The 24,456-nt window shown below is 64.7% G+C and carries 20 protein-coding genes; 8 read left to right on the top strand and 12 right to left on the bottom strand.

The features are described 5' to 3' along the window. The first annotated feature begins 20 nt into the window (after nucleotides 1–20). The 3 genes from MUK71_RS08350 to MUK71_RS08340 are packed head-to-tail and all read left to right on the top strand — an operon-like array spanning nucleotide 21 to nucleotide 3,374. Nucleotides 21–860, top strand: coding sequence for a carbohydrate ABC transporter permease (locus MUK71_RS08350; RefSeq protein ID WP_227901986.1), 840 nt, complete (start codon nucleotides 21–23; stop codon nucleotides 858–860). Then, a complete protein-coding gene (locus MUK71_RS08345; RefSeq protein ID WP_227901944.1) occupies nucleotides 860–2,296 on the top strand; it encodes a GH1 family beta-glucosidase in 1,437 nt (478 codons plus the stop codon). Before MUK71_RS08350 ends, MUK71_RS08345 begins: the two co-directional genes overlap by 1 nt. 55 nt (nucleotides 2,297–2,351) lie before the next feature. Beyond that, the gene (locus MUK71_RS08340) at nucleotides 2,352–3,374 is read left to right on the top strand and encodes a LacI family DNA-binding transcriptional regulator (protein WP_227927838.1); all 1,023 of its coding nucleotides are present in this window, start codon (nucleotides 2,352–2,354) and stop codon (nucleotides 3,372–3,374) included. 16 nt (nucleotides 3,375–3,390) lie between these two features. Here MUK71_RS08340 and MUK71_RS08335 read toward each other — a convergent pair whose 3' ends face one another. The 7 genes from MUK71_RS08335 to polA form a co-directional block, all read right to left on the bottom strand. Beyond that, a complete protein-coding gene (locus MUK71_RS08335; RefSeq protein WP_227901946.1) occupies nucleotides 3,391–4,284 on the bottom strand; it encodes a PfkB family carbohydrate kinase in 894 nt (297 codons plus the stop codon). Further along, the gene (locus MUK71_RS08330) at nucleotides 4,277–5,074 is read right to left on the bottom strand and encodes an ATP-binding cassette domain-containing protein (protein ID WP_227927839.1); all 798 of its coding nucleotides are present in this window, start codon (nucleotides 5,072–5,074) and stop codon (nucleotides 4,277–4,279) included. Before MUK71_RS08330 ends, MUK71_RS08335 begins: the two co-directional genes overlap by 8 nt. After that, nucleotides 5,071–6,057: an ABC transporter permease gene (locus tag MUK71_RS08325; protein ID WP_227901948.1), complete on the bottom strand. Its 987-nt coding sequence runs from the start codon at nucleotides 6,055–6,057 to the stop codon at nucleotides 5,071–5,073. Before MUK71_RS08325 ends, MUK71_RS08330 begins: the two co-directional genes overlap by 4 nt. 79 nt (nucleotides 6,058–6,136) lie before the next feature. Beyond that, nucleotides 6,137–7,150, bottom strand: a complete 1,014-nt coding sequence (locus tag MUK71_RS08320) for a substrate-binding domain-containing protein (protein WP_227927840.1) — start codon at nucleotides 7,148–7,150, stop codon at nucleotides 6,137–6,139. 221 nt (nucleotides 7,151–7,371) lie between these two features. Continuing rightward, nucleotides 7,372–8,844, bottom strand: coding sequence for a 30S ribosomal protein S1 (rpsA, locus tag MUK71_RS08315; RefSeq protein ID WP_227901950.1), 1,473 nt, complete (start codon nucleotides 8,842–8,844; stop codon nucleotides 7,372–7,374). Between the two features lie 277 nt (nucleotides 8,845–9,121). Further along, entirely contained in the window at nucleotides 9,122–10,447 is a 1,326-nt protein-coding gene (locus MUK71_RS08310; RefSeq protein WP_227927841.1) for a GNAT family N-acetyltransferase, read from the bottom strand. 95 nt (nucleotides 10,448–10,542) lie between these two features. Then, complete coding sequence (polA, locus tag MUK71_RS08305; protein ID WP_423723363.1) at nucleotides 10,543–13,371, bottom strand: DNA polymerase I; 2,829 nt, start codon at nucleotides 13,369–13,371, stop codon at nucleotides 10,543–10,545. A 19-nt stretch (nucleotides 13,372–13,390) separates the two neighbouring features. Here polA and MUK71_RS08300 point away from each other — a divergent pair, with 19 nt between their 5' ends. After that, nucleotides 13,391–13,879 (top strand): PaaI family thioesterase, encoded by a 489-nt coding sequence (locus MUK71_RS08300; protein WP_227901953.1) that lies wholly within the window; start codon nucleotides 13,391–13,393, stop codon nucleotides 13,877–13,879. Here MUK71_RS08300 and MUK71_RS08295 read toward each other — a convergent pair. Then, nucleotides 13,876–14,376 carry a dihydrofolate reductase family protein gene (locus tag MUK71_RS08295; protein WP_227927842.1) on the bottom strand — a complete coding sequence of 167 codons (501 nt, stop codon included), beginning with the start codon at nucleotides 14,374–14,376 and terminating at the stop codon, nucleotides 13,876–13,878. The two genes, MUK71_RS08300 and MUK71_RS08295, sit on opposite strands and share 4 nt — an antisense overlap. Nucleotides 14,377–14,676: 300 nt before the next feature. Here MUK71_RS08295 and MUK71_RS08290 point away from each other — a divergent pair, with 300 nt between their 5' ends. Then, on the top strand, nucleotides 14,677–15,762 hold the full coding sequence (locus MUK71_RS08290; protein WP_227928080.1) for an alkene reductase: 1,086 nt from the start codon (nucleotides 14,677–14,679) through the stop codon (nucleotides 15,760–15,762). A 93-nt stretch (nucleotides 15,763–15,855) separates the two neighbouring features. On the opposite strand, the gene MUK71_RS08285 is transcribed toward MUK71_RS08290, so the two are convergent. The 4 genes from MUK71_RS08285 to MUK71_RS08270 all read right to left on the bottom strand — a co-directional run bounded on the left by MUK71_RS08285 (nucleotide 15,856) and on the right by MUK71_RS08270 (nucleotide 20,020). Further along, nucleotides 15,856–16,098, bottom strand: a complete 243-nt coding sequence (locus tag MUK71_RS08285; RefSeq protein ID WP_231709669.1) for a hypothetical protein — start codon at nucleotides 16,096–16,098, stop codon at nucleotides 15,856–15,858. Beyond that, nucleotides 16,095–17,366 carry an inorganic phosphate transporter gene (locus tag MUK71_RS08280; RefSeq protein ID WP_279326958.1) on the bottom strand — a complete coding sequence of 424 codons (1,272 nt, stop codon included), beginning with the start codon at nucleotides 17,364–17,366 and terminating at the stop codon, nucleotides 16,095–16,097. The genes MUK71_RS08285 and MUK71_RS08280 overlap by 4 nt, the downstream gene beginning before the upstream one ends. 226 nt (nucleotides 17,367–17,592) lie before the next feature. Beyond that, nucleotides 17,593–19,596 (bottom strand): MFS transporter, encoded by a 2,004-nt coding sequence (locus MUK71_RS08275; RefSeq protein WP_227927844.1) that lies wholly within the window; start codon nucleotides 19,594–19,596, stop codon nucleotides 17,593–17,595. Between the two features lie 13 nt (nucleotides 19,597–19,609). Further along, entirely contained in the window at nucleotides 19,610–20,020 is a 411-nt protein-coding gene (locus tag MUK71_RS08270) for an Hsp20/alpha crystallin family protein (protein WP_227901957.1), read from the bottom strand. A 318-nt stretch (nucleotides 20,021–20,338) separates the two neighbouring features. Between MUK71_RS08270 and gad the strand changes: the two genes are divergently transcribed. From gad to glsA, 3 genes are read left to right on the top strand one after another with little or no spacing between them, the layout of a single operon-like run. Continuing rightward, on the top strand, nucleotides 20,339–21,718 hold the full coding sequence (gene gad, locus MUK71_RS08265) for a glutamate decarboxylase (RefSeq protein ID WP_227901958.1): 1,380 nt from the start codon (nucleotides 20,339–20,341) through the stop codon (nucleotides 21,716–21,718). Nucleotides 21,719–21,736: 18 nt separating this feature from the next. Beyond that, nucleotides 21,737–23,503, top strand: coding sequence for a glutamine/gamma-aminobutyrate antiporter GadC (gene gadC, locus MUK71_RS08260; RefSeq protein ID WP_227927845.1), 1,767 nt, complete (start codon nucleotides 21,737–21,739; stop codon nucleotides 23,501–23,503). Continuing rightward, nucleotides 23,500–24,450 (top strand): glutaminase A, encoded by a 951-nt coding sequence (gene glsA, locus MUK71_RS08255; RefSeq protein WP_227927846.1) that lies wholly within the window; start codon nucleotides 23,500–23,502, stop codon nucleotides 24,448–24,450. Before gadC ends, glsA begins: the two co-directional genes overlap by 4 nt. The last annotated feature ends 6 nt before the right edge of the window (nucleotides 24,451–24,456 follow it).

Below are 24,456 nucleotides of genomic sequence, written 5' to 3'. Positions count from 1 at the left end.
CGCCCCGCAGAGGGCCGAGTCTGCGAAACCGGGCCTTCGGAAACGGGCTTCGCCCCGGATTCCTGACGTACGGTCTGCTGCTGGCCTTCTTTATCGGTTCCGCCTACCCGCTGTGGTGGTCGGCGATAGTGGGCAGCCGGTCCAACGAGGCACTGGGCCTGACCTATCCCCCGCTGCTGCCGGGCGGCAACTTCTGGACCAACGTCGGCGAGGTGATGGACACCATCCCGTTCTGGACCGCACTGTGGAACAGCGTCCTGATCTCCAGCATCATCACGGTGTCAGTCGTCATCTTCTCCACGCTGGCGGGGTATGCCTTCGCCAAACTGCGGTTCCGCGGCAACGGGGTGCTGATGGTTGCGGTGGTGGCCACCATGGCCATACCCACCCAGCTGGGCATCATTCCGCTGTTCATGGTGATGCGGACCCTCGGGTGGACGGGCGAAATCGGCGCGGTGATCGTACCGACGCTCGTGACGGCATTTGGTGTCTTCTTTATGCGCCAGTACCTGGTGGACGTGATCCCGGACGAGCTGATTGAGTCCGCCCGCATGGACGGGGCCAACATGATCCGGACGTTCTGGCATGTGGCCCTGCCCGCCGCCAGGCCGGCTATGGCCATTCTCAGCCTGTTCACCTTTATGTCGGCCTGGACTGACTTCCTTTGGCCGCTGCTGGTGCTCGACGCCGGAAACCCGACCCTCCAGACGGCACTCAGCCAGCTTCAGTCCTCCCGGTACGTGGACTACTCGGTGGTCCTGACCGGCGCAGTACTGGCCACCATCCCCCTGCTTGTGCTCTTTGTGCTGGCAGGCAAACAACTTATATCCGGAATTATGCAGGGAGCAGTGAAGGGCTAATGACAAACAACACCCCGGAATGGAACAACTTCCCGGCCGGCTTTATCTGGGGCTCCGCGACGGCGGCTGCCCAGGTTGAGGGCGCCGCCGCCGAGGACGGGAAGGAAGAGTCCGTGTGGGATGCCTTCGCGGCCGTCCCCGGCAACGTCCGGAACGGCGACACCCCCGCGGTGGCCGTGGACCATTATCACCGGATGCCCCAGGATGTGGCGCTGATGAAGGACCTGGGACTGGACTCCTACCGGTTCTCAACCAGCTGGGCACGGGTGCGGCCAGGCGGCCGGGACCTCAACCGGAAGGGCCTGGACTTCTACTCCCGCCTCGTTGATGAACTCCTTGAAGCCGGCATCCTCCCCTGGCTAACCCTGTACCACTGGGACCTTCCGCAGGCACTGGAGGAGGCAGGCGGCTGGACAAACCGGGACACCGCGTTCCGGTTCGTGGAGTACGCCCAGGACGTCTATTCGGCCCTGGGCGACAGGGTGGCCCACTGGACGACCTTCAACGAGCCCTTCTGCTCCTCGCTGCTCGGCTATGGTTCGGGTGCACACGCGCCCGGCCGGCAGGACCCCCGCGCAGCAATTGCCGCCGTCCATCACCAGCATCTCGCCCATGGCATGGCAGTCACCGAGCTGCGCGGACTTGGAGCCAGGGAACTGGGCATCACCCTCAACCTGAGCAACTCGATCCCCCGCGACGCGGCGGACCCGGTGGATGTGGAGGCCGCCCGGTTGTTCGATTCCCTGCAGAACCGGATTTTCCTGGACCCGATCCTCCGCGGCGCCTATCCGGAGGACTCGCTTCGCGACCTCGAACCGTACGGCCTGCACGAACTGATCCTGCCCGGTGACATGGAAACCATTGGGGCGCCTATCGATTTCCTGGGCGTCAACCACTATCACGATGACCAGATCAGCGGGCATCCGGACACCTCCGGCTCGGATGGGCACGGCGGCGGTGCCGGGCGGCCCACGGCCTCACCATGGATCGGGGCGGAGCACATCACCTTCCCCAGCCGCGGCCTGCCCCGCACGGGGATGGACTGGGAGGTGAACCCCGGCGGCTTGCGCACGCTGCTGCTGCGGCTGGGCGAGGAGTATCCGCAGCTGCCGCCGCTCTACATCACCGAGAACGGGGCTGCCTACGACGACGAGGTGCTCGAAGACGGGAGCGTCCCGGACACCGAACGCACCCGGTTCATCCTCGACCACATCCGGGCGGTCTCGGAGGCCATCTCTGCGGGAGCCGATGTCAGGGGCTACTTTGTGTGGTCCCTGCTGGATAATTTCGAATGGTCCTGGGGATACAGCAAGCGTTTCGGCATTGTGCGGGTGGATTACGAAACGCAGGAACGGACGGTGAAGGACAGCGGCCATGCCTACCGGCAGCTCATCGCCGCGGGCAGGAGCACGGCCGCGGCGGCCCCAGCGGTGTGAGGTCCCGTAAGCTGGGCATCGGCCGAATGTCCCGGCCCCGGTCCCGAGGGAGAACATGGTGAACGCTGAGCCCGGCCAGGTCCGTCCTGCCCCGACCCTGGAAATGGTCGCGGCCCTGGCCGGGGTGTCCCGGGCAACGGTGTCCCGGGTAGTCAACGGCGCATCGTCCGTTGATCCGGGACTCACCGCCTCGGTGCAGAAGGCCGTGCAGGCCCTGAACTATGTACCTAACCGGGCGGCGCGGACACTGGCGAGCCGGCGTACTTTCACGGTCACCCTCCTGGTCCCGGAATCCACCTCGAAGGTCTTTGCGGATCCGTTCTTCGCCGCCGTCGTTGAGGGCGTTGCGCGGTACCTGAACACCACTGAGTACATGCTCAACATGGTGACGTCCTCGGAATCGAATCCGGAGAAAACCCGGCGCTACCTGTTGGGCGGCAACGTGGACGGCGTCCTGGTGGTCTCCCACCATACCGGCGACCACTCCTGGGCCCATCTGGACGGTTCCCTGCCCCTGGTCTTCGCCGGGCGGCCGCTCCTGAACTCCGCGGATGCGTACTTCGTGGAGGTCGACAATGAAAAGGGCGCCGCCACTGGCACCGCCCGGCTGACCGGATCGGGACGGACAAACATCGCCACCATTGCCGGTCCGCAGGACATGCACCCGGGCGTGGACCGTCTCGCGGGCTGGCGGGGCGAGGTTCTCCGCGCCGGGCTGACAGACGCGCTGGTGGAAATCGGCGACTTCACGGTCGCCTCCGGTGCAGCAGCCATGCGGCGGCTGCTGGACCGCGGGGCACCCCTGGACGGCGTGTTCGCCGCCAACGACCAGATGGCCGCCGGCGCGTACTCGGTCATCAGGGAGCGCGGCCTGCGCATCCCCGAGGACATCGCCGTCGTCGGTTTCGACGACGACTATTACGCCACCAGTCTCACACCAGCGCTGACTACTATCCACCATCCGATCTCCCTGCTGGGCGAGAAGATGGCCGAGGTACTGGTGGACCTCATTGAGGGCCGGCCGGCTGAGCGGATCACTCGCCTGCCGACCTCGCTTGTGGAGCGGGAATCGGCCTAAGGGCCGCTTTTTCGCCTTACGGCATGGACGGGGGCGAATCAAGAAGGCCGAGCCAGGCCCGGGGCCCTGGAACCGTGCACCGCAGTGCGGCGATCCCGGCGGCGGATTCCAGGTCCCCGGCAATCCCGCGGCCGGAACTGGAGCTGAAATAGCAGTAGGCGCCGTGAAAGACGTCCCCGGCTCCCAAAGTGTCGCGGACCTCCACCGCCGGCACGTCTACGGCGCCGTGCTCGCCCTGCCGCCACCACAGGACCGGTTCACTGCCATGGGTGGTCACTACCCCGGGTACGCCGCGCGCCACCAGGATACCCGCGGTGTGCGCTGAGGTGGCCGTCCCCGGGTAGCGGAAATCATCCGAACACACCATGGCATCGGCGAGCGGCAGCAGGTCAGCCATCACGGACTTCCAGCGCCCGGCATCGACCACCACGGGTATGCCGCGGTCCCGTGCGGCACGGGCGGCGGCCACCGCCAGGAGCGGATAGTGCCCGTCCACCAACAGGGTGCCGGCACCAATGAGCAGGTCCGCCAAATCCGCAGGTGCCTCGGCGCCGTCGCTTACGGCATCGGCAGACACCACTGACCGTTCCCCGGACGCCGCGGTTACGGCGATGCTGGACACCGGTGCCCCGCTGGTGCGTTCCGGGTCAATGTCCACCACTTCGACGCCCCATGCGCCCAGGTCCGCACGGATCAGCCCTGCCACCGGTCCCCGGCCCAAAACGGTGAGCAAAACCGCACGCCCGCCGAGTCCCGCGAACGTCACTGCGGCATTGGCTGCGGGGCCGCCCGCTGCCACGAACTGGGCCGTTCCGGTGACCTTTTCGTTGGCCCGGGGAACAGCCGAAACATGATGGATAACGTCCAGCGTGGCCAGTCCGGCGAAGACGCCCAGCGGCTGGTCAGCCACCGCCTGCCCGCTCGCCGTCGGTCGGTTGTTCCGCGCCGGTCATCAAGGCCACTACCTCGGACATGGACCGGATTTTGGGGCTGACGACGGCGGCCCGCATCCCGAGCCGGTGAACATGAATGCGATCAGACACTTCGAAAACGTGCGGTATGTCGTGGCTGATCAGCACCACCGGTATTCCCCGCTCGCGGATGGAATGGATCAGGTCGATGACCTGCCCCGATTCCCTTACCCCCAGCGCGGCCGTCGGTTCGTCCATGATGATGACCCCTTTGCCGAAGGCCCCGGCGCGGACCACGGCAACACCCTGGCGTTGGCCGCCGGACAGTGTTTCCACTGACTGGCTGACCGACTTGATTCCAATCTTCAGGTCGGACAGGTGCCCCGAGGATTCCGTGCGCATTCTGGGCATGTCCAGCCGCCGGAAGAGTGTACCCATCAGTCCCCTGCGCCGGACTTCCCGGCCCAGGAAAACGTTGGTGGCGATGTCGAGGGCAGGCACCACGGCCAGGTCCTGGTACACCGTTTCAATCCCCATGGCCCTGGCATCGCGGGTGTTGCGGAAATGCACCTTTGTGCCGCCCATGAGGATCTCGCCAGCGTCCGGAACCAGGGCGCCGGCAAGGGCTTTGATGAGGCTGGACTTCCCGGCGCCGTTGTCGCCGACCACGGCGAGCACTTCACCGGCCCGCAGGTCGAAGTCCGCGCTGTTGATTGCTGTCACGTTGCCGTACTTCTTGACCAGTCCCCGGGCCTGCAGCACCGGAGGGACCTCCTCTGCCCTTGTCACAGGGACCTCCTTCTGGCGAACTGGTCCACGGCAACCGCCACAATGACCAGAATCCCCGTGGCAATGTTCTGGTACAGGCTGTCAACGCCGGCGAGCGTGAGTCCATTGCGCAGCACGCCCACGATCAGGGTTCCAATCAGTGTCCCTACAACGCCGCCGCGGCCGCCGAAAAGGCTGGTGCCGCCAATGACCACGGCAGTGATGGATTCGAGGTTGGCGTTCTGGTACGCATTGGGGTCGGCGTTGGGGATCCTGCCCAGGGCGGCCCAGGCAGCAATGGCTGCTATCACGCCTGTCGCCAGGTAAACGGAGAACAGGTTCCGTCCGGACTTGATACCGGACATCCTGGCCGCGTTGATGTTCCCGCCCACTGCATAGACGTGCCTGCCCCAGGCTGTCTGGGAGAGTGCGTACCAGACGAACAGATACACCAGCAGCATGGCCACCACTCCGTAGGTGGTGTTGAACCTCCCGATGGAAAAGCTGGTGCCGAGGAACGTTAGCGGACCCTGCGGCACCTGATAGGTCTGCGAGCCAGCCAGCAGCCGAGTCGCCGCCTGAATGGCCGTAAATGTCCCCAACGTGACAATGAACGGGGGAAGCCGCAACACGGTCACCAATCCCCCGTTGACGGCGCCAAGCGCCACACAGACGAGAAAGGTGGCGGCCAGCGCCACCAGGGGACCACCGGCGCCTGCCGCCTGAGCCATCACAATCGTTCCCAGGACTGCTACCGCGCCAATGGAGAGATCAATGCCTGCAGTCAGGATGATGAGGGTCTGGCCAACAGCGAGGATTCCTACGACTACGGACTGTTGCAGGATCAGCGAAAGGTTGTACGGGGCCAGGAAAGTTTCGGAGACCAGGCTGAAAATGATGACGGCCAGCACCAGGGCCAGCAGCGGGCCAAGCAGCGGCTCGCGAAGGATCTGCCGGATAATTCCGCGGGATGACCGCCCCTGGAGGACAGCTTCGGAACTCATGGGAGGCCCGCCTGCCGGCGTTCACCGAACGGTGCCCCGCAGACAGCTGGCGGGACCGGCAGCTGCGGGGCGTCCGGGATCAGCCCCAGCAGTTTTCGGCACCCCATGAGGTGTCCTTCGAGTCGAGGCCGTCCACCGGTGTATCAGTAATAAGCTGTGAGCCGGTATCGGTAAAGCCGCTCGGCTTTGTGCCGTCCTGAACGTACTTCACCACGGCGTCTACGCCCTGCTCCGCCATTTTGGCCGGAAACTGCATCACGGTGGCACCAATGACGCCGTTCTTTACGTTTTCGACTCCGGTGCAGCTGCCGTCAACGGAGCCAATTACCACCTGATCGGTAAGGCCTGCACCTTTGATGGCCTCGTAGGCTCCCGCAGCCGCGGGCTCGTTGATGGTGTAGAGGGCGTTGACCCCGGGAGCCCTCTGCAGCAGGTTCTCCATGGCTGTCTGGGCCTTGGTCTGGTCACCGTTGGTGTTCTCCTGCCCCACAATTTCGGCGGCGCCCTCTTCCACACCGAAACCCTGGAGGAAACCGTCGTGCCGGAACGTGTCCACAGTTCCTCCCGGCGTCCCGTCCAGCATGACGATCTGCGGAGCTGTATCCCCAAGGGTCGCCTTCACCCACTCGCCCTGCGACACCCCTGCCGCCAAGTTGTCGGTCGCGAAGGTTGCGTCCACGGCATCTTCAGGTTCGGTGGCTGTATCCAAAGCGATGACGATGACGCCGGCGTCGCGTGCGGACTTGATCGCATTGAGTATCCCGGACGAGGAATTCGGAGTAATCAGGATGCCTTGGACACCTTGGCTGACGAGGTTTTCAATGGCGGCGACCTGTCCTTCGTTGTCACCGTCGAAAGCTCCGGCCAGGGAAATGAGTTCAGCACCCGATGCGTCGGCCTGGGCCTGTGCGGCCTCGCGGAGTTTCACGAAGAAGGGATTGGAATCCGTTTTGGTGACCAGGCCGACTTTTATCTGTTCATCGGAGCCGCCCGAATCCGACGATCCCGAGCATCCGGCAACGCCGAAGGCAAGGGCGCCGGCGAGTGCCAGCGCTCCGGCGGACAGGGCCCTCTTTGTGGGTTGAGCGAACATCCGCGGACTCCCTCGTCCTCATGATCGGCGTGGGGATCGGCAAGCCGCCAATCCCCCGTGGCGACTCAACCTAGATCCACCGCCGTACTTCCGCAAGCGTCACAGCGCGAACCAACCACTCGGACTACCTGTGGCTAAACCAAAAAGCGGACCCCCACTTTCGTGGGGGTCCGCTTTTATGTGGTTACTGCAACCGGGTCGCCGAGGCGACTAAACCGGAATTAGTTGCCCGTGAGCTTCTCGCGCAGTGCCGCCAGTGCTTCGTCGGAAGCCAGCGTGCCGGCACCCGTCTCAGCAACAGCCGGCTCGGAGGAGTAGCTGGTGGTGCCGGAATCGTTGGATTCCGATGCAGCTGCAACATCCTCGGAGTTGTGCTGAGCAACCTGCTTCTTGTGGGCTTCCCAACGGGCCTGGGCGTCAGCGTACTGCTGCTCCCAAGCGGCACGCTGGGTCTCGTAACCTTCGAGCCATTCGTTGGACTCGGGGTCGAAGCCCTCCGGGTACTTGTAGTTGCCGGCTTCGTCGTACTCTGCGGCCATGCCGTACAGAGCCGGATCGAACTCGGTGCCCTCGGGATCGACACCCTCGTTGGCCTGCTTGAGGGACAGCGAGATGCGGCGACGCTCGAGATCGATGTCGATGACCTTGACGAACAGTTCGTCGCCAACGGAGACAACCTGCTCGGCGAGCTCCACGTGGCGGACAGCCAGCTCGGAGATGTGGACCAGGCCTTCGATGCCGTCTTCGACGCGAACGAACGCACCGAACGGAACCAGCTTGGTGACCTTACCCGGAACAACCTGGCCGAGGGCGTGGGTGCGGGCGAAGGTCTGCCACGGATCTTCCTGCGTAGCCTTCAGCGACAGGGAGACACGCTCGCGGTCGAGGTCAACTTCCAGAACCTCAACGGTGACTTCCTGGCCAACTTCGACAACCTCGGAGGGGTGGTCGATGTGCTTCCAGGACAGCTCGGAGACGTGAACCAGGCCATCTACGCCGCCAAGGTCCACGAATGCACCGAAGTTGACGATGGAGGACACAACGCCGGGACGAACCTGGCCCTTTTCCAGCTTGTTGAGGAACGTGGAACGAACCTCGGACTGGGTCTGCTCGAGCCATGCACGGCGGGACAGAACAACGTTGTTGCGGTTCTTGTCCAGCTCGATGATCTTGGCTTCGATCTGCTGGCCGATGTACGGAGCCAGGTCGCGGACACGACGCATCTCCACGAGGGATGCCGGCAGGAAGCCGCGCAGCCCGATGTCGAGGATAAGACCACCCTTGACAACCTCGATGACGGTACCGGTAACGACGCCGTCTTCTTCCTTGACCTTCTCGATGTCGCCCCAGGCACGCTCGTACTGTGCGCGCTTCTTGGAGAGGATCAGACGGCCTTCTTTGTCTTCCTTGGTGAGCACCAGGGCTTCGACCTGATCGCCAACGGAGACAACGTCTCCGGGATCAACGTCGTGCTTGATGGAAAGCTCGCGGGAAGGAATGACACCCTCGGTCTTGTAACCGATGTCGAGCAGGACCTCGTCGCGGTCGACCTTGACAACGGTGCCTTCGACGAGATCGCCGTCGTTGAAGTACTTGATCGTTGCGTCAATCGCGGCGAGGAAGTCCTCGGCAGTACCGATGTCGTTGATGGCGACCTGCGGGGTACCGGACTTCTCGTTGGTGGTGATGGTCATGTAGTTGGGACTCCGATGTGGAAGTTGTTTTGTATTCCGGGCTGGTTTCCACTTAACCGGCAGCAGGCCTAGCGGCCGCCGCAAGCAAGATACTTGCCCAAGTGCAGGCCCTAGGCACGAAAACGCCTCTGACACACAGCTTGTTTGCCCGGAGATGGACAGGATGGGTAATAACTCGCGCTATTACGCGCCCGATCAGTCTAGCCGGACGCGCCAACGCAGGTCAAAGGGAGACGGTCATCCGGAGCCCGAAAAAATCACGCGGGCACTCAGGTGGTCAGAAATGGGTACTGCAGTACGGTGCCGGGCCGGCGCTGAACATCCCGTCCAATACGGCCAGGGCCTCCGGTGTACCGCGCACCCCGCCTGCTGCGGCAAGGGTGCGGGCGGTGACATCACCAAGATACAGGGAGCCGAGCGCGGAGATGTCCACGGTGGCCTGCGGTGCCTGCGCTGCCGTTCCGGGAGCGATCGCCCGGACCGTCCCGGCACCGCCCCTGACCTCAAGAAGCCAGGTGCCGGCGGCGAAGCCCAGGGGGTCGCTGACCTCCAGGGACACCGTACCGTCCCCGAAGTACCCGCGGGCTTCCAGCGCGGCCCTGGTATCCAGGATCCGCAGCCAGAGCACGTCCTCCACCTCGGTGACCTTGTAACGCCGCCGGTCCGCGAGCATCCACGGCAGCGGATCCGCGACAGGGGCAGCACCAAAGGTCAGCCGGTCCACCAGGTCAATGGACCCGAGATATCGCCAGAGCTCGCGGTAGGCCTCATCGCTGGCGGCCACCAGGTCAGTGACCTTCATGGTGTGGGGTTCGTTCCGCCATCCCAGCGACTTAAAGGCGGCATAACCGTCCGGGACGCCGTCCGCGGTGTACCTGATCACGCCCCGCAGCGCCTTGTCCGGTTGTGTGGTCCCGTCACTCCATGCTCCGGAGGCACGCAAGGCGTAGCTGTGCTGCCTGCCCAGGGCACCGAAGGTCCGTTCCAGGTGCGCCCGGAAGATTTCCGGGGCGAGGGCCTGCAGCTTTCCGCCGTCAGCCACTGCAATGCTGCCTTCCGGCGGCGCGCTGACCTCCAGTCCCCCGCGGGTATCCAGCTGGACGGTGGCGGCGGAGCTGGCGGCGCCGAAACCGAACCGTCCGTAAATGGTGGCCTCGGAGGCGGTCAGCGCGGCCAGCGCCAGGCCGGACTTCTTCGCACGGGCAAGGTCGCCGGTGATGAGCCGGCGCAGGATGCCCCGCCGCCGGTGGGTGGGCCGGACGGTCACCATGGTGATCAGATGGGCCGCGAGCAGGTCGGCTCCACCCACATTCAGTCGGTTCACCATAGTGGCGTAGGTAGCCACCGGCACCGCCGGGTCCCAGGCATATTCAGGCGCGGCGTCGTCATAGACGCCGGTCAGGATCCGGCGGTCCCACTGGTAGGCATCCACCATGGCCGCTACGTCCGACGGCGTCTGGCGCTCCTCATGGAACCCCAGGTTCACAGCGTCAACCCAGTTCAGCGTCCGTGTGTCGGCGGACTCGGGATTTGCGGCGTCGTACCCGGCGGGAAAGGAGACGAACCGCAGTCCATCGGCACTCCGGCTATCTGACTCGGTCATTCCTGCCCCCGTAGCTCGCATTGTTTCCTGCAGCCTAGAACATCCGGCCGCCCGTTGCAGGCGGCCGGATGCCGGAGCGTACCGGGGAAGGCGGGTCAGTGCCCTGCTTCGTGCCAGCTGATGCCCTGGCCCACGGAGACGTCCAGCGGCACCGAGAGGTCAGCCGCGGCGCCCATCTGCGCCCGGACCAGCTTCTCAACCGCATCCCGCTCGCCGGGAGCGACTTCGAGCACCAGTTCGTCATGGACCTGCAGCAGCATCCGGGACTTCAGGCCCTGCGCCTTGATTTCGGTGTCCACGCCGAGCATGGCCTTCTTGATGATGTCCGCTGCCGAGCCCTGGATGGGGGCATTCAGCGCGGCCCGCTCGGCCATTTCGCGCAGCTGGCGGTTGTCGCTGGAAAGATCCGGCAGGTACCGGCGGCGGCCCTCGATAGTGGAGGTGAAGCCGTCCTTCCGGGCCTGCTCGACGACGCCGCGCAGGTAGTCACGCACGGCACCGAAACGTTCGAAGTAGTCACGGATCAGGGTGCGGGCCTCGTCCACCGGGATGGCCAGCTGCTTCGAGAGGCCGAAGGAGCTCAGGCCGTAGACCAGGCCGTAGGACATGGCCTTGACCTTGGAGCGCATGGCACTGGTGACTTCTTCGGGCGCCACGTTGAACACATGCGAACCGACGAAGCGGTGCAGGTCCTCACCGGCACGGAAGGCCGAGATCAGCCCTTCGTCGCCGGAGAGGTGCGCCATGATGCGCATTTCAATCTGCGAGTAGTCGGCCGTCAGGAGTTCCTCGTACCCTTCGCCCACCACGAACACCTCACGGATGCGGCGGCCTTCCTCGGAGCGGATGGGGATGTTCTGCAGGTTCGGGTTGACCGAGGACAGCCGGCCGGTGGCTGCCACTGTCTGTGCGTATGTGGTGTGGATGCGGCCGTCGTCGGCTACGGACTTCCGCAGCCCTTCGACGGTGGAGCGCAGCTTGGAGGCGTCGCGGAAGGCCAGCAGCTGCTCCAGGAACGGATGCCCGGTCTTCACAATGAGGTCTGTCAGCGCATCGGCGTCCGTGGAGTAGCCGGTCTTGATTTTCTTTGTCTTCGGCAGGCCGAGTTCGTCGAAGAGGACAGCCTGCAGCTGCTTCGGGGAGCCGAGGTTGATCTCCTTGCCGATGATCCGGAAGGCTTCCTCGCTGGCGTGGGTGATGGTGGCGCTGAAGTCATCGAGCAGCCGGTCCAGCTTCTCTCCGGAGACCGCGATGCCCGCAAGTTCCATTTCGGCCAGGACTTCCGAGAGCGGCAGCTCCAGCCCGCCCAGCAGCTGGTTCGCGCCGCGCTCCACCAGCTGACCGGCAAAATGCTCGCTCAGGCGCAGGGCGGCAAAGGCCTTGGACACAGCGGGGGTGGCGGCGTCCTCGTCACCCAGGGACAACTCGAGCTGGTTGCTGCCTGCCGCCGCCGGCACAATGTTCATGCGCAGGTGGTACTGGGCCAGGTCCGCGAGGTCATAACTGCGGCGGTCCGGCTGGATCAGGTACCCGGAGATGGCAGTGTCATCCACCTCGCCGGCGAGGTGCAGGCCGCGGGCGGACAGCGCCTTGTAGGCTTCCTTGAAATCGTGCACCACCTTCGGAGCGTCCAGATCAGCGAGCCAGGCAGCGAGCACCTGCTCCGCGTCGGCGTCGAGCTCGGTCAGCGGCACATAGGCGGCGGAGGCGTCCGTTACCAGGGCGATGCCAACGACGTCGCGGGACGCGGCGGTTCCTTCAGTCACCAGCTGGACGGCGGTCCGGGCCTGGTTGGTGGCACGCAGCCAGGCCTCCAGCGCGGCGGCATCGGTAATGATGCTGTGGGCCGGGGCAGCCACTTCGGCGTGTTCGGGGCCGGCGGCTCCTTCTTCCTCGCCGTAGACGTCAAAGAGCCGCTTGCGCAGCGCGTTGAACTGCAGGGCATCGAAGAGTTCCTCGATGGCTTCGCGGTCCGGGCGCTGGGCGGCCATGGCGTCCAGGTCCACCGGGAGGTCAAGGTCCCGCAGGAGCCGGTTGAGCCTGCGGTTACGCTTGACGTCCTCAATATTGGCGCGCAGCGAATCCCCCACTTTGCCCTTGATGGCGTCCAGGTTCTCCAGGATGCCTTCGAGCCCGCCGTAGAGCTTGATCCACTTAGCAGCCGTCTTGGGCCCTACGCCCGGAACTCCGGGAAGGTTGTCGGCGCTCTCGCCTACGAGCGCGGCCAAGTCGGAGTATTTGTCCGGCGGAACCAGGTATTTCGCCTCGACTGCGGCGGCGTCCATCCGGGGCAGGTCCGAGACGCCCTTCTTGGGGTAGAAAACCGTAACGTGGTCATCCACCAGCTGGAACGCATCGCGGTCACCGGAGACCACCATGACATCCCAGTTGCGGTCCGAGGCCTTGGCGGCCAGGGTGGCAAGAATGTCATCGGCTTCATAGCCGTCCATGGACAGGGTGGGGATGCGCATGGCTTCCATGACCTTGATGATCAGGTCCACCTGCCCGTGGAACTCCTCGGGCGTCTTGTTCCGTCCGCCTTTGTACTCGGTGTACTCCTCGGAACGGAACGTGGGGGTATCCAGGTCGAACGCCACCGCCACGTGCGTGGGCTTCTCTTCCTTGATCAGGTTGATCAGCATGGAGGTGAATCCATAGACGGCGTTGGTGTGCTGGCCGGTGTCCGTAGAGAAATTCTCTGCCGGCAGGGCGTAGAAAGCCCGGAAGGCCATGGAATGGCCGTCAATAACCAGGAGCCGGTTATGGCCGCCGGCGTTGACGCTGCCCAGGGAAGCCGGAGCAGCGGCGGCAGTTCCGTCGGCGCTCACCGTGCCGGTTCCGGTGCCGCTCCCGCCGGGAGTTTCGAGGCTTGCGCTGTTGCTGTCTTCAAGGGGTTTTGCGGCCAGTTTGGTAGATTCACTCACAAATGCAAGCCTAGTTGCCATGAGCGAGATTTTCACGCCGGGCCAGGCCGGTTCCGAGGCGGACACGAACCCGTACAAGCGCGACCTGATCGAGGCCGGCATTCCGGAGGAAATGCATGAGTGGCTCTCCTCGCACGGCCCCGGCCGCCTGGTGGTGAAACTGGGCATCCGCTTCCTGGAGATGTCACCGGACCGGCTTGTGGCCACCATGCCGGTGGAGGGCAACGAGCAGGTGGCCGGAATCCTGCACGGGGGCGCCCACCTGGTCCTGGCGGAAACCCTCGGTTCCTTCGGCGCCGGCATGCACGCCGGACCGGGCAGGCACGCCGTGGGCATTGAGATTGGTGCCACGCATCACCGGTCGGTTTCCTCAGGTCTGGTGACCGGAACCGCCACCGCCGTGCACCTTGGCAATACCCTTACCACCCACGAAGTGGTCATGACCGATGAACAGGGCCGCCGGCTCTCCACCGCACGGATCACCAACATGATCCGCGAAACCCGCTAGCCGAACCCGTAGCTAAGCAGGACACTGCCGTCGGCGGACGGCCGCGCAGCCAGCAGCCGTGCGGACCGGCCGGCTGCCGACGGCAGGACCGGTTGTCCCGCGCCCAGCACTACCGGATGAAGTGTCAGGCGCAGCTCATCCAGCAGTCCGTGCCGGAGGTACTGCCCCGCCAGATCCGCTCCGCGCAGCCAGATGTCCCCGCCGTCGGCTGATGCCGCGATGTCGGCTGCAAACTCCGCCACCGGTCCCCGGACAAACATGATGTCCGCCCCTTCAACGCCGGGAAACTCATGGTGCGTGTAGACCCAGACAGGGGCCGGCGGACAGTCCCAGGCTCCCGTTCCCTCCTCTTCCACCTGCCTGCGGAGCCGCGCGTAGGTGCCTGCCCCCATAACGACGGCGCCTGCCGGAGCGGGCACCTCGCTGCCTAAGGGCTCCAGTCCGGCGGCATCAAATCCGTCCAGCGAAGCTGACGCGTAATACACGGCCCGGCTCATGGGCCCATGCTAGCCAGCGCGGGTTCCGCGGGAAACGGTGTTCCCTGGAAACGGTGTTGCCGCGAAACCGTGTTCCCGAGAAACGGCGGCGATGGACAGCTGCCCGGAAGCAGGTGCGCGGCCGGATGCCCCCGGGTCCCGGGCGGCGGGCGGCGGGCGGCGGGCGGAGCCCGAGAGGAATAGACCCGCGGGGCTCGGGGTTGTCCGCCTATGGAGTGAACCTGCCGCTGCCGGCGTCCCACGGGGGCGCGGACGGCGGCGATCTACAGGAAGAGTTACTTAGTGAATTTGTTTTCCCCCATGACCGCGGGCAGCCTGAAGCTGTCCAACCGCCTGGTAATGGCACCGCTGACGCGTCAGCGTGCCGGACGGGAAGGTATCCCAGGCCCCCTGATGGTGGAGCACTACCGTCAGCGTGCGTCCCTGGGGCTGATTGTCAGTGAAGGGACCTACCCCTCCCGCGAAGGGCAGGGGTTCCCGGGCCAGCCCGGCCTGGTTGATGCTGAGCAGCTGGACGGATGGCGGAAGGTTACCGACGCCGTACACGAAGCCGGCGGCAGCATTGTGGCACAGGTGATGCATGCAGGCCGGGTGACCCACACCAACACCACGGGCGGACTGGAACTGGTGGCGCCGAGCGCCATCGCAGTGGACGGGCTTTCCCACACCTATGACGGCAAGCAGCAGTATCCCGTGCCGCGCGCATTGGAAACCGAAGAACTGGCCAGGGTCATCGATGACTTCGTCCGTGCCTCACGGGACGCGGTGGATGCCGGGTTCGACGGCGTGGAGCTGCACGGTGCCAACGGCTACCTGCTGCACGAGTTCCTCTCCCCCACAGCCAACCTGCGGACGGACGGCTACGGTGGCAGCCCGGAAAACCGCGCGCGCTTTGTCATCGAAACCGTGCGCGCCGTCGCTGCGGAGATCGGTGCCGACAGGGTTGGCCTGCGGCTGTCCCCCGAACACAACGTCCAGGGCGCGCTCGAGACGGACCCGGCCGATGTGCTGGCCACCCACGGCGCACTGGTGGATGCCATTGCCCCGCTGGGCCTTGCCTACCTCAGCCTCCTGCACCGGGACCCCGCCGGTGAGCTGGTGCAGACCCTGCGCAGCCGTTTCGGCGGGCCGGTATTCCTGAACTCCGGCTTCGGCGTCATCACTACCCGGGACGAGGCCGTGGCGATGCTGGCCGACGGCCTGGCGGACGCCGTCGTTGTGGGACGCCCTGCCATCGCCAACCCGGACCTCGCCCGGCGCTGGGAGGAAGACCTGCCGCTGAACACTCCGGACGCCACCACGTTCTACTCCTTCGGCGCCGAGGGCTATACGGATTATCCGTTCTACGTTCCGGACCATGCCGCGGACACCGCCGTTCGGAACTGACGGCGCTCCTCCCCCGGACAACGGAAAAGGCCTGCAGGATCATCACGATCCTGCAGGCCTTTTTGCCTGTTCTGTGCAGCGTAAGCCGCGCAGTTAGCCGTGCAGCGCCGGAACGATCAGGTAGATGCCGTACAGAACTGCTGCGCCGCTGAGGGCAAAGCAGGCAAAAGCGCCGGCTTTGGCCAGGGCAGGACGGGTTCTTGCGGGGGTGCCGGTGTCCTCATCGAGGGAGACCGCGTAGAGACGGACCCCGAAGGAGTAGATACCCACAACCGTCAGCGCGGCGAGGAGGGTAACCCCGAAAACCGTGAGGTAATCCAGCCAGTGGATGTTCATTTGGAACCTTCCTTGAGCTTGCCGGCAGCCTTGCCGCCGCCCTTGCTTCCGGTATTGCCCTGGCCGCTCCTGGCGCCCTGGTTCTTCCCGCGGGACTTGCCCCTGCTCTTCTTGATCCGGACCACCTCACCGGCACTCTCAATGTTGGTGACGGCGTTGTCGTGACCAACCCGGTTGCGGCGGGACCAGAGGAAAATACCGAGGATGACGGCAGTGCCGACGACGGCGTCCACCACCACGCCGACCATGCCCAGCTGGGCGATCATTGCGGTAACGGCGCCCATGGCGGCGGCAGCCGGGAGGGTGAGCAGCCAGCCGCTGCCGACCCGGCCGGCGGTACGCCAGCGCACCTCGGCACCCTTGCGGCCCAGGCCGGACCCGATGACCGAGCCGGAGGCTACCTGCGTGGTGGACAGTGCGAAGCCCAGGTGGGAGGAGGCCAGGATGGCGGCCGCGGTGCTTGTTTCAGCGGCGAATCCCTGTGCCGGCTTCACTTCGGTGAGTCCGGTTCCCATGGTGCGGATGATGCGCCAGCCACCTGCGTAGGTACCGGCGGCAATGGCGACGGCGCAGGCGGTTACCACCCAGAACTCCGGGCCGGTGCCGGCCGTCTGGAGTCCGCCGGCAATCAGGACGAGGGTGATCACGCCCATGGTCTTCTGCGCGTCGTTGGTGCCGTGAGCCAGGGCCACCAGGGAGGACGAGAAAATCTGGGCGTACCGGAAGCCGCCGCGCCGGCGCGGGAGTTTGCTCCCGGAATCCGGATCATGGCGCCGGGTGATGCGGTAGGCGAGCTTGGTGGCCAGGTAGGCGACGAAACCGGCGATCAGGGGTGCGATCAGCGCTGGCAGGATCACCTTGGACATCAGAACCGAGAAATCCACGGCGCCGAAGCCGGCACCCACCACGGCGGCGCCGATGAGGCCGCCGAACAGGGCGTGGGAGGAGCTGCTGGGCAGTCCTTTCAGCCACGTGATCAGGTTCCAGATCACCGCTCCCATCAGGCCCGCGAAAATCATGACGGGGGTAATCTGTATGCCCCCGTCGCCTTCGCGGATCAGGCCGCCGGAAATGGTTTTGGCTACTTCGGTGGAGAGGAAGGCGCCGACCAGGTTCAGCACTGCGGCCAGGGCCACGGCGGTTTTCGGCTTGATAGCACCGGTGGCGATGGGGGTGGCCATCGCATTGGCGGTGTCATGGAAACCATTGGTGAAATCGAAGAACAGTGCTAGCGCGATCACCAGCGCGACCATAAGGGTGAGGTCCACCACATACCTAACTAAAGACAGTTTGAAGGAATCCGCGCTGCGGGTACTGCCTCGGCACGTTGTTTCCGCCGGGGCCCGCTTCGCGCCTGAATGATCGTATGCGCTTGGGTGGGCGGGTACCAAAGCCGGGGATGTGCGCTTGGTCTCCTCCGGGACCGTGCACCGCGGATCAGGCGGAGACCGGGTGGTGCAGGGAGGGGCTTCCGGGCCGGAGGAAGCATTGCCCTCATACCTGTATTCCGGTCCGGTTCCCGCGGCTGCCGTCCAGCTCGATGTCGACGACGCTGTTGGCCAGGGGGAAGGACAGCCGCCTGCTGTGGGTGGTGGACCCGTCCGGCTCAATGACACTGAGGATGTACACACCGGATCCCGGCAGCGGCAGCTCATAGTTCCCGCCGTCATCCGACCGGGTGGAAATGGAGGCCTCTCCTCCCGGCCGCAGCAGGATCAGCAGGGCCGCCGGGACGGCACGTCCTTCCTGCCGCACGGTGCCGGAGAGGGTCCGGCGGTTCCGGAAGCGGACGTCGTGTTCCTGCTGGACGCCGGGGAAGGCCAGCACCTCGGTGACCGGCTGCCAGGCAGACTGTGTGGCCACCACTGCGTAGTGGCCATCGCCCGGAAGCACCACGCTGTACCGGCCGGCATCGTCTGCACGGGCCCAATCCACCCGGTTTCCCGCGGCATCCAGGGCGGTCACCGTTCCGCCGGGCACCGGACCGCTGTCGGAGAGCATCCTGCCGCGGAGCATGATCTCCTGCTTTTCATCCGCCGGTTTCGGCTGTTCCTGCCCCGGGGCGGGATGCAGCTGCGGATGGGTTGCCTCGCGCCGCTGTGAACGGGGCACCAGGCAGGAGACCCCCGTGGCCAGGAGCGCCGCCAGTCCGGCGAAGACGAAGATGGTGCGGAAGGCATCCAGACCGGGGTAGACCGTACCGTCCACGCGCAGGGTCAGTGACGTGAGTATGGTGGCTACGGCGGCACTGCACGTGGATGTTCCAACCGAGCGCAGCAGCGTGTTGACGCCGTTGGCGGCGGCGGTGTCCGTCAGCGGCACGTTGCTCATAATGATGGTCGGCATGGCGGCCATGGCCATGGCCGTACCCACCGATACGATCACTGCCCCGATGATGATCTGGGTGACGGAATGAACAAGGAGCACTCTGGAGGCGTAGCCTGCGGCCATCACGGCGCAGCCGGAGACCAGGGTGGTCCTGGCTCCAAAGGCGTTGGTCAGCCGGGCGGAGACAGGGGCCGCCGCCACCATCGCGAGCCCTGATGGAATCATGGTCAGTCCGGCCCCCAGCACGCTCAGGCCGAACCCGAAACCTGTGACCGGTGAGAGCTGCAGCTGCTGGGTGGTGACCAGCATGTTGGCGTACATCGAGAACCCGACCAGTACGGCTGCGGCGTTGGTGAGCAGCACCGGCCGCCTGGCAGAGGTACGCAGGTCCACCAGAGGCGCTCCGCTGCGCAGCTCGGCCGGAAACCAGAGGGCAAAAAAGACGGCGGTTGCGGTAAAGAGGCCGATGATCGGGTAGCTTGTCCAGCCCCACACGCCGCCCTTGCTGATGGCCAGCAGCAGGGCGGTCATTCCGGCTGAAAGCAGCAGGGCCCCGGTGTAGTCGAAGCGGCCGGGGGCCCGCACGTCGGACTCGGGGACGAAAACAAAAACGCCCAGCATAAGGACGGCGGCAATCACGCCGACCACCCAGAAAGTGGCTTCCCAGCCCAGCCGCTCATAGATCAGCCCGGACAGCGGCAGACCCAAAGCGCTGCCAATGCCGAAGCTCGCGCTCATCATGGAGACCGCGCCGGCGATTTTCTTTTGTGGAAGCGCGTCGCGCAGGATGCTGATGCCCACCGGGATTACGGCTCCGGCAAAGCCCTGGAGGCCCCGGCCGATCAGGGCCCAGGTGAACGTACCGCCGAGAGATGCGGCAAAGGCGCCGGCGACCATCATGGCCATGGCGAGCAGCAGCATTCGACGCTTGCCGAACATGTCCGCCAGGCGCGAGACGATGGGCGTTGCCACCGCGGCGCAGAGGAGCGTTACGGTGACCATCCAGGACACGTCATCGCTGGTTACCCCGAAAATGCGGGGGTACTCCGGCAGAAGCGGAACCACTGCCGTCTTTTCCAGCGAGACGACAATGCCGCCGCATGCCAGCGTCGCAATGACCAGCCAGTCCGGGTAGACCCGTTTACGCCGTGCCACCGGTGGCGTGCTCATACCTGCCTTCGGTTCAGCCCCGCGAGATCGGAATCTTCGTTGACGAGGCTCCGGGCTCCGGCACCGGTATGCGGACCTCCAGAACGCCGTCGTTGTAGGTGGCACTCACCCCGTCCTGGTCGCTGCCTGTGGGCAGTGGAATCTCCCGCGAAAAGGAGCCGTAGCGGAACTCCGAGCGGTATCCGTGCCGGTCCTTGTGCTCCGTCTCCTGGCGCCGCTCGCCTTTTATCTGCAGGACACCGTCGCTTACGGTGACGTCCAGTCCGGTATCGGGGTCAATGTCGGGAAGTTCGGCGCGGACCACCATGGTGGAGCCGTCCCGGTATTCCTCCACGGGGAAGGCCGGTACATCCCAGTCACCTTCGAAGAATTTCCGTACCGGTTCCGGCAGCTCGAAACGTTCCCGGCGTGCAAGTGAGGCCATGCGATTCTCCTGTTGCTATGGTCCCGGCAGGGCGGACTCCGGTGCTGCGCGGAGCCCGGACGGCGGGGACGGTGGTGAATCTCGGTTCCAGCAAGGTTATGCCCGGCTACCGGCGGGCTCAATGCGGGGCAGGCGAAACCAGGCGGGCAGCACCTGCTTTGGCAGGGCTTTGGCGGCCGTGCCGGCAGTGCGGAGCGGGAGCCTAGTAATGGATTTTCGCCCCGCGTATAGTTTTTCGTGCGCGCTGCCCTGTGGGGATATGACCGCCGTTCACTGCGGCCTTGCCGGTAGGCATTCCGTCGACGAGAGGGTTCCAAAATGGCGCAGAAAAAACCTGATTCAGTGACCGTCAATCCCATATTCGCCCGTCCGGGCGAGGAAACGTCAGCCCCGAAGTTCAAACTGAATGACGGGCAGATGCTGCCCGAGACCGCGTACCAGATTGTGCATGACGAGACCATGCTCGACGGCAACGCCCGCCTGAACCTGGCGACCTTCGTGAGCACCTGGATGGACGACTACGCCAACCGGCTCTACAGCGAGACGTTCGACAAGAACATGATCGATAAGGACGAATACCCGCAGACAGCGCAGATTGAACAGAACTGCTGGCGCATCCTCGCGGATCTGTGGCACTCCCCCAATCCGGAGGGCACTATCGGCACGTCCACGGTGGGCTCCTCCGAGGCCTGCATGCTGGGCGGGCTGGCGTTAAAGCGGCTGTGGCAGCACAAGCGCCGCAGCGAGGGAAAGTCCGTGGATAAACCGAACCTGGTGATGAGCTCGGCTGTGCAGGTGTGCTGGGAAAAGTTCTGCAACTACTTCGACATTGAAGCCCGGCTTGTTCCCATCAGCGAGGAGCATAAGTGCCTGGACGGTTTTGAACTGGAAAAGTACGTTGATGAGAACACCATCGGCGTGGTCGCCATTATGGGTGTGACCTATACCGGCATGTACGAACCCGTGAAGCAGATTGCCGCCAAGCTGGACGAGATCCAGTCCTCCACCGGCCTGGACATCGCCATCCACGTGGACGCCGCGTCCGGCGGGATGATTGCCCCGTTTATCCAGCAGGACCTGGAATGGGACTTCCGCTTGGAACGGGTCCACTCGATCAGCACGTCCGGACATAAGTACGGGCTGGTTTATCCCGGCCTCGGCTGGGTGGTCTGGCGTGAACGCCAGTGGCTGCCGGAAGACCTCATTTTCTACGTCAGCTACCTCGGCGGGGACATGCCCACCTTCGCGCTGAACTTCTCCCGGCCCGGGGCGCAGGTAGTGCTGCAGTTCTATCTGTTCCTCCGGCTGGGCAGGGACGGTTATGCCAAAGTGCAGCAGGCCTCCCAGGACGTGGCGCTTTACCTGTCCAGCAACATTGCGGAGATCGGTCCCTTCGAGCTGTGGAATGACGGCTCCGACATCCCGGTCTTCGCGTGGCGGCTGAAGGAGGGGCATACCGATAAGTGGAATCTCTACGATCTGGCGGAGCGACTGCGCACCAAGGGGTGGCTGGTTCCCGCCTATCCCATGCCGGATGACCTGGCGAACCTGACAGTTGAACGGATTGTGGTCCGCAACGGTTTGAGCATGGACCTGGCGGACAATCTGCTCACGGACATCCGCCGGGAAACCGCGTACCTGGAACAACTGAGTGCGCCCATGCCCCGCGAGTCGGAGCACCCCGGGTTCCACCACTAATCCCAGGAGGTGAGTTGAATGAGCGATTCGAAGGCAAGCGCTTCAACTGCATCCACGAACGATCAGCAGGGGCTTTCGGCGAAGCAGAAAGCGCAAATCACCATCGGTGCCCTGGCCGTGATGAACATTGTGGCGGTGGTCAGCCTCCGCGGACTTCCCTCGGAGGCGGAATATGGTTTGAGTTCCGTTTTCTATTACGTATTTGCCGCGATTGTCTTCCTGATCCCGGTATCCATCGTCGCAGCGGAACTGGCCACGGGCTGGCCGGAAACGGGCGGCGTTTTCCGTTGGGTCGGTGAGGCCTTCGGGCCCCGCTGGGCCTTCCTGGCCATGTTTATGCTTTTCATCGAAGTCACTATCTGGTTTCCCACGGTACTGACCTTCGGTGCGGTGTCGCTGGCCTATACGGGAACAGATCAAAACCTGGACTCACAGCTGGCAGGCAACAAACTGTTCGTCCTGGCAGTGGTCCTGGTGGTCTACTGGCTGGCTACCTTCATCGCGTTCCGCGGAGCGAAGGCCTTCTCACGAGTGAGCCAGTGGGGCGGGATCATCGGCACCATCATTCCGGCCATCATCCTGATCGTGCTTGGATTTTCCTATTTCTTTGCCGGAAACACCCCGCAGATCCAGATGGGCTGGGGTGAACTTCTGCCGGACTTCGGCAATTTCTCCAACGTGGTGCTCGCCGCGTCGATTTTCCTTTTTTATGCCGGCATGGAAATGAACGCCATCCACGTGAAGGAAGTGAAGAACCCGACGCGCGACTATCCGATTGCGGTGCTGATTGCCGCAGCCGGCACAGTGGTCATCTTCGTCCTCGGCACCCTGGCCATTGCCTTTGTGGTGCCGCAGGCGGATATCAACCTGACCCAGTCCCTGCTGACCTCCTATAACGACATGTTCGAGTGGGCCGGTATCGGCTGGGCCGGACCGATTGTTGCGGCCATGCTCCTGCTGGGGGTCCTGGCCGGCGTGGTGACCTGGGTGGCCGGTCCCTCCAGCGGCATGCTGGCCGTTGCCAAGGCCGGCTACCTGCCGCGCTTCTGGCAACACACCAACAAGCACGGCATGGGCACGCACATCCTCTTCTTCCAGGCATTTGTGGTGACCGGCCTGGGATTCATCTATGTGGTCCTGCCGTCCGTGCAGGCTGCCTACCAGATCCTGAGCCAGCTGACCGTGATCCTGTACCTGATCATGTACATGCTGATGTTCGCGTCGGCCATCTACCTGCGCTACAGCCAGCCGAACCGCCCCCGGCCCTACCGGGTGCCCGGCGGAGACGTGGGCATGTGGATTGTCGCCGGAGTCGGCTTCCTGGGCGCGCTGATGGCCTTCTCCTTCAGCTTCATCCCGCCCGCCCAGATCGCCGTCGGTTCCCCCGCCGTCTATGTGGGCATTCTGGTAGCCGGTGCAGCCATTATGGTGATCCTGCCGTTCATCATTTACGCCTTCCGCAAGCCGCACTGGCGTGACCCCTCCAGCCCGTTCGTGCCGTTTACCTGGCAGATTGAGCACTCGAATCCGGGCACGGTGACGGAGTCCAGTGTTTCGACGCAGCAGCTGACCCGGGAGGCAGAGGCTTCGGGGTCACCGCTGACCTATTCGCAGGACAGCGGACACGGAGAGCACGCCAAGGCTGCGCATCCGCCCGCCCACGTGCAGCCGTCCGGGCATGAGGGCGAGCACGCGGCTACTACGGGCGCCGCTCCGGCGCCCGGTTCTACCCGGCCGCGCGGTAGTGGCGGCAGCACAGGCACAGGCGGGAGCACAGCAGTATGAAACTCGACCAGGCATCCATTGAGAATGCCGTGAAAACCGCCTACGCGGACCATAAGGATGACACCGGCGGCGAGAACGCCAGCTACATCCCGTACCTGGCATCGGTGGACCCGGCGTTGTTTGGCGTCTGCGTCATGACTGCCGACGGCCAGTTGTTCGAAATGGGTGACACCGGCTTCGAATTTGCGCTGGAATCCATTTCCAAGGTCTTTTCCATGGCCTGGGCCATGGAAAAGGTGGGGCTGGAAACCTTCCAGCAGAAAGTGGGCGCCGATCCAACGGGTGAACCGTTCAACTCGGTCATCTCCGTCGCCCTGCACGGCGACGCACCCGTGTCACCCCTGGTCAACGCCGGGGCCATGTCCACCGTCTCGCTGATCCCGGGCGACACAGCAGAGGACCGGTGGGAAGCCATCCTGCAGGTCCAGAGCGCCTTCGCCGGGCGGAAAATCAGGCTTAGCGATGAGGTGAACGAATCGGAGCAGTCCACCAACTTCCACAACCGGGCCATTGCCTGGCTGCTGTACTCGGGCGGCACCATGTATTCCGATCCGATGGAAGCCTGCGATGTGTATACCCGGCAGTGCTCGACCCTGGTTACGGCCCGGGACCTGGCCGCTATGGGTGCCACCATTGCAAACCGCGGGGTAAATCCGCTGACCGGCGACCGCGTGGTTCAGGCTGCGCATGTGCCGGCCATGTTGGCGGAGATGACCATGGAGGGGTTATACACCGCGTCCGGTGACTGGGCCTACCAGGTTGGACTGCCGGGCAAAAGCGGGGTGGGCGGCGGAATCTTGGCCGTGATGCCCGGCAAGCTGGCCATCGCCGGCTTCGCGCCTCCCCTGGACCCCGCCGGCAACAGCGTCAAGGCCCAGCATGCCGTGGCGCAGGTGGCCAGGTCATTGGGGCTGAGCATTTACAAGGCCAGCGAATACAGCGAGTAACTGCTG

It is taken from the genome of Arthrobacter zhangbolii (genome assembly GCF_022869865.1).
Taxonomy (GTDB): Bacteria; Actinomycetota; Actinomycetes; order Actinomycetales; family Micrococcaceae; genus Arthrobacter_B; species Arthrobacter_B zhangbolii.
Note: the sequence above shows the minus strand (reverse complement) of the source record. Positions and strands in the feature narration are given on the sequence as shown.

What these genes read in the sequence shown, in the direction of transcription:
- gad (WP_227901958.1), top strand. Translation starts at nt 20,339, where the DNA reads ATGGCGCAGAAAAAACCTGATTCAGTGACCGTCAATCCCATATTCGCC.
- rpsA (WP_227901950.1), bottom strand. Translation starts at nt 8,844, where the DNA reads ATGACCATCACCACCAACGAGAAGTCCGGTACCCCGCAGGTCGCCATC.
- MUK71_RS08285 (WP_231709669.1), bottom strand. Translation starts at nt 16,098, where the DNA reads ATGAACATCCACTGGCTGGATTACCTCACGGTTTTCGGGGTTACCCTC.
- MUK71_RS08340 (WP_227927838.1), top strand. Translation starts at nt 2,352, where the DNA reads ATGGTGAACGCTGAGCCCGGCCAGGTCCGTCCTGCCCCGACCCTGGAA.
- MUK71_RS08290 (WP_227928080.1), top strand. Translation starts at nt 14,677, where the DNA reads ATGACCGCGGGCAGCCTGAAGCTGTCCAACCGCCTGGTAATGGCACCG.
- MUK71_RS08270 (WP_227901957.1), bottom strand. Translation starts at nt 20,020, where the DNA reads ATGGCCTCACTTGCACGCCGGGAACGTTTCGAGCTGCCGGAACCGGTA.
- glsA (WP_227927846.1), top strand. Translation starts at nt 23,500, where the DNA reads ATGAAACTCGACCAGGCATCCATTGAGAATGCCGTGAAAACCGCCTAC.
- MUK71_RS08310 (WP_227927841.1), bottom strand. Translation starts at nt 10,447, where the DNA reads ATGACCGAGTCAGATAGCCGGAGTGCCGATGGACTGCGGTTCGTCTCC.
- gadC (WP_227927845.1), top strand. Translation starts at nt 21,737, where the DNA reads ATGAGCGATTCGAAGGCAAGCGCTTCAACTGCATCCACGAACGATCAG.
- MUK71_RS08345 (WP_227901944.1), top strand. Translation starts at nt 860, where the DNA reads ATGACAAACAACACCCCGGAATGGAACAACTTCCCGGCCGGCTTTATC.
- MUK71_RS08295 (WP_227927842.1), bottom strand. Translation starts at nt 14,376, where the DNA reads ATGAGCCGGGCCGTGTATTACGCGTCAGCTTCGCTGGACGGATTTGAT.
- MUK71_RS08300 (WP_227901953.1), top strand. Translation starts at nt 13,391, where the DNA reads ATGAGCGAGATTTTCACGCCGGGCCAGGCCGGTTCCGAGGCGGACACG.
- MUK71_RS08320 (WP_227927840.1), bottom strand. Translation starts at nt 7,150, where the DNA reads ATGTTCGCTCAACCCACAAAGAGGGCCCTGTCCGCCGGAGCGCTGGCA.
- MUK71_RS08325 (WP_227901948.1), bottom strand. Translation starts at nt 6,057, where the DNA reads ATGAGTTCCGAAGCTGTCCTCCAGGGGCGGTCATCCCGCGGAATTATC.
- MUK71_RS08275 (WP_227927844.1), bottom strand. Translation starts at nt 19,596, where the DNA reads ATGAGCACGCCACCGGTGGCACGGCGTAAACGGGTCTACCCGGACTGG.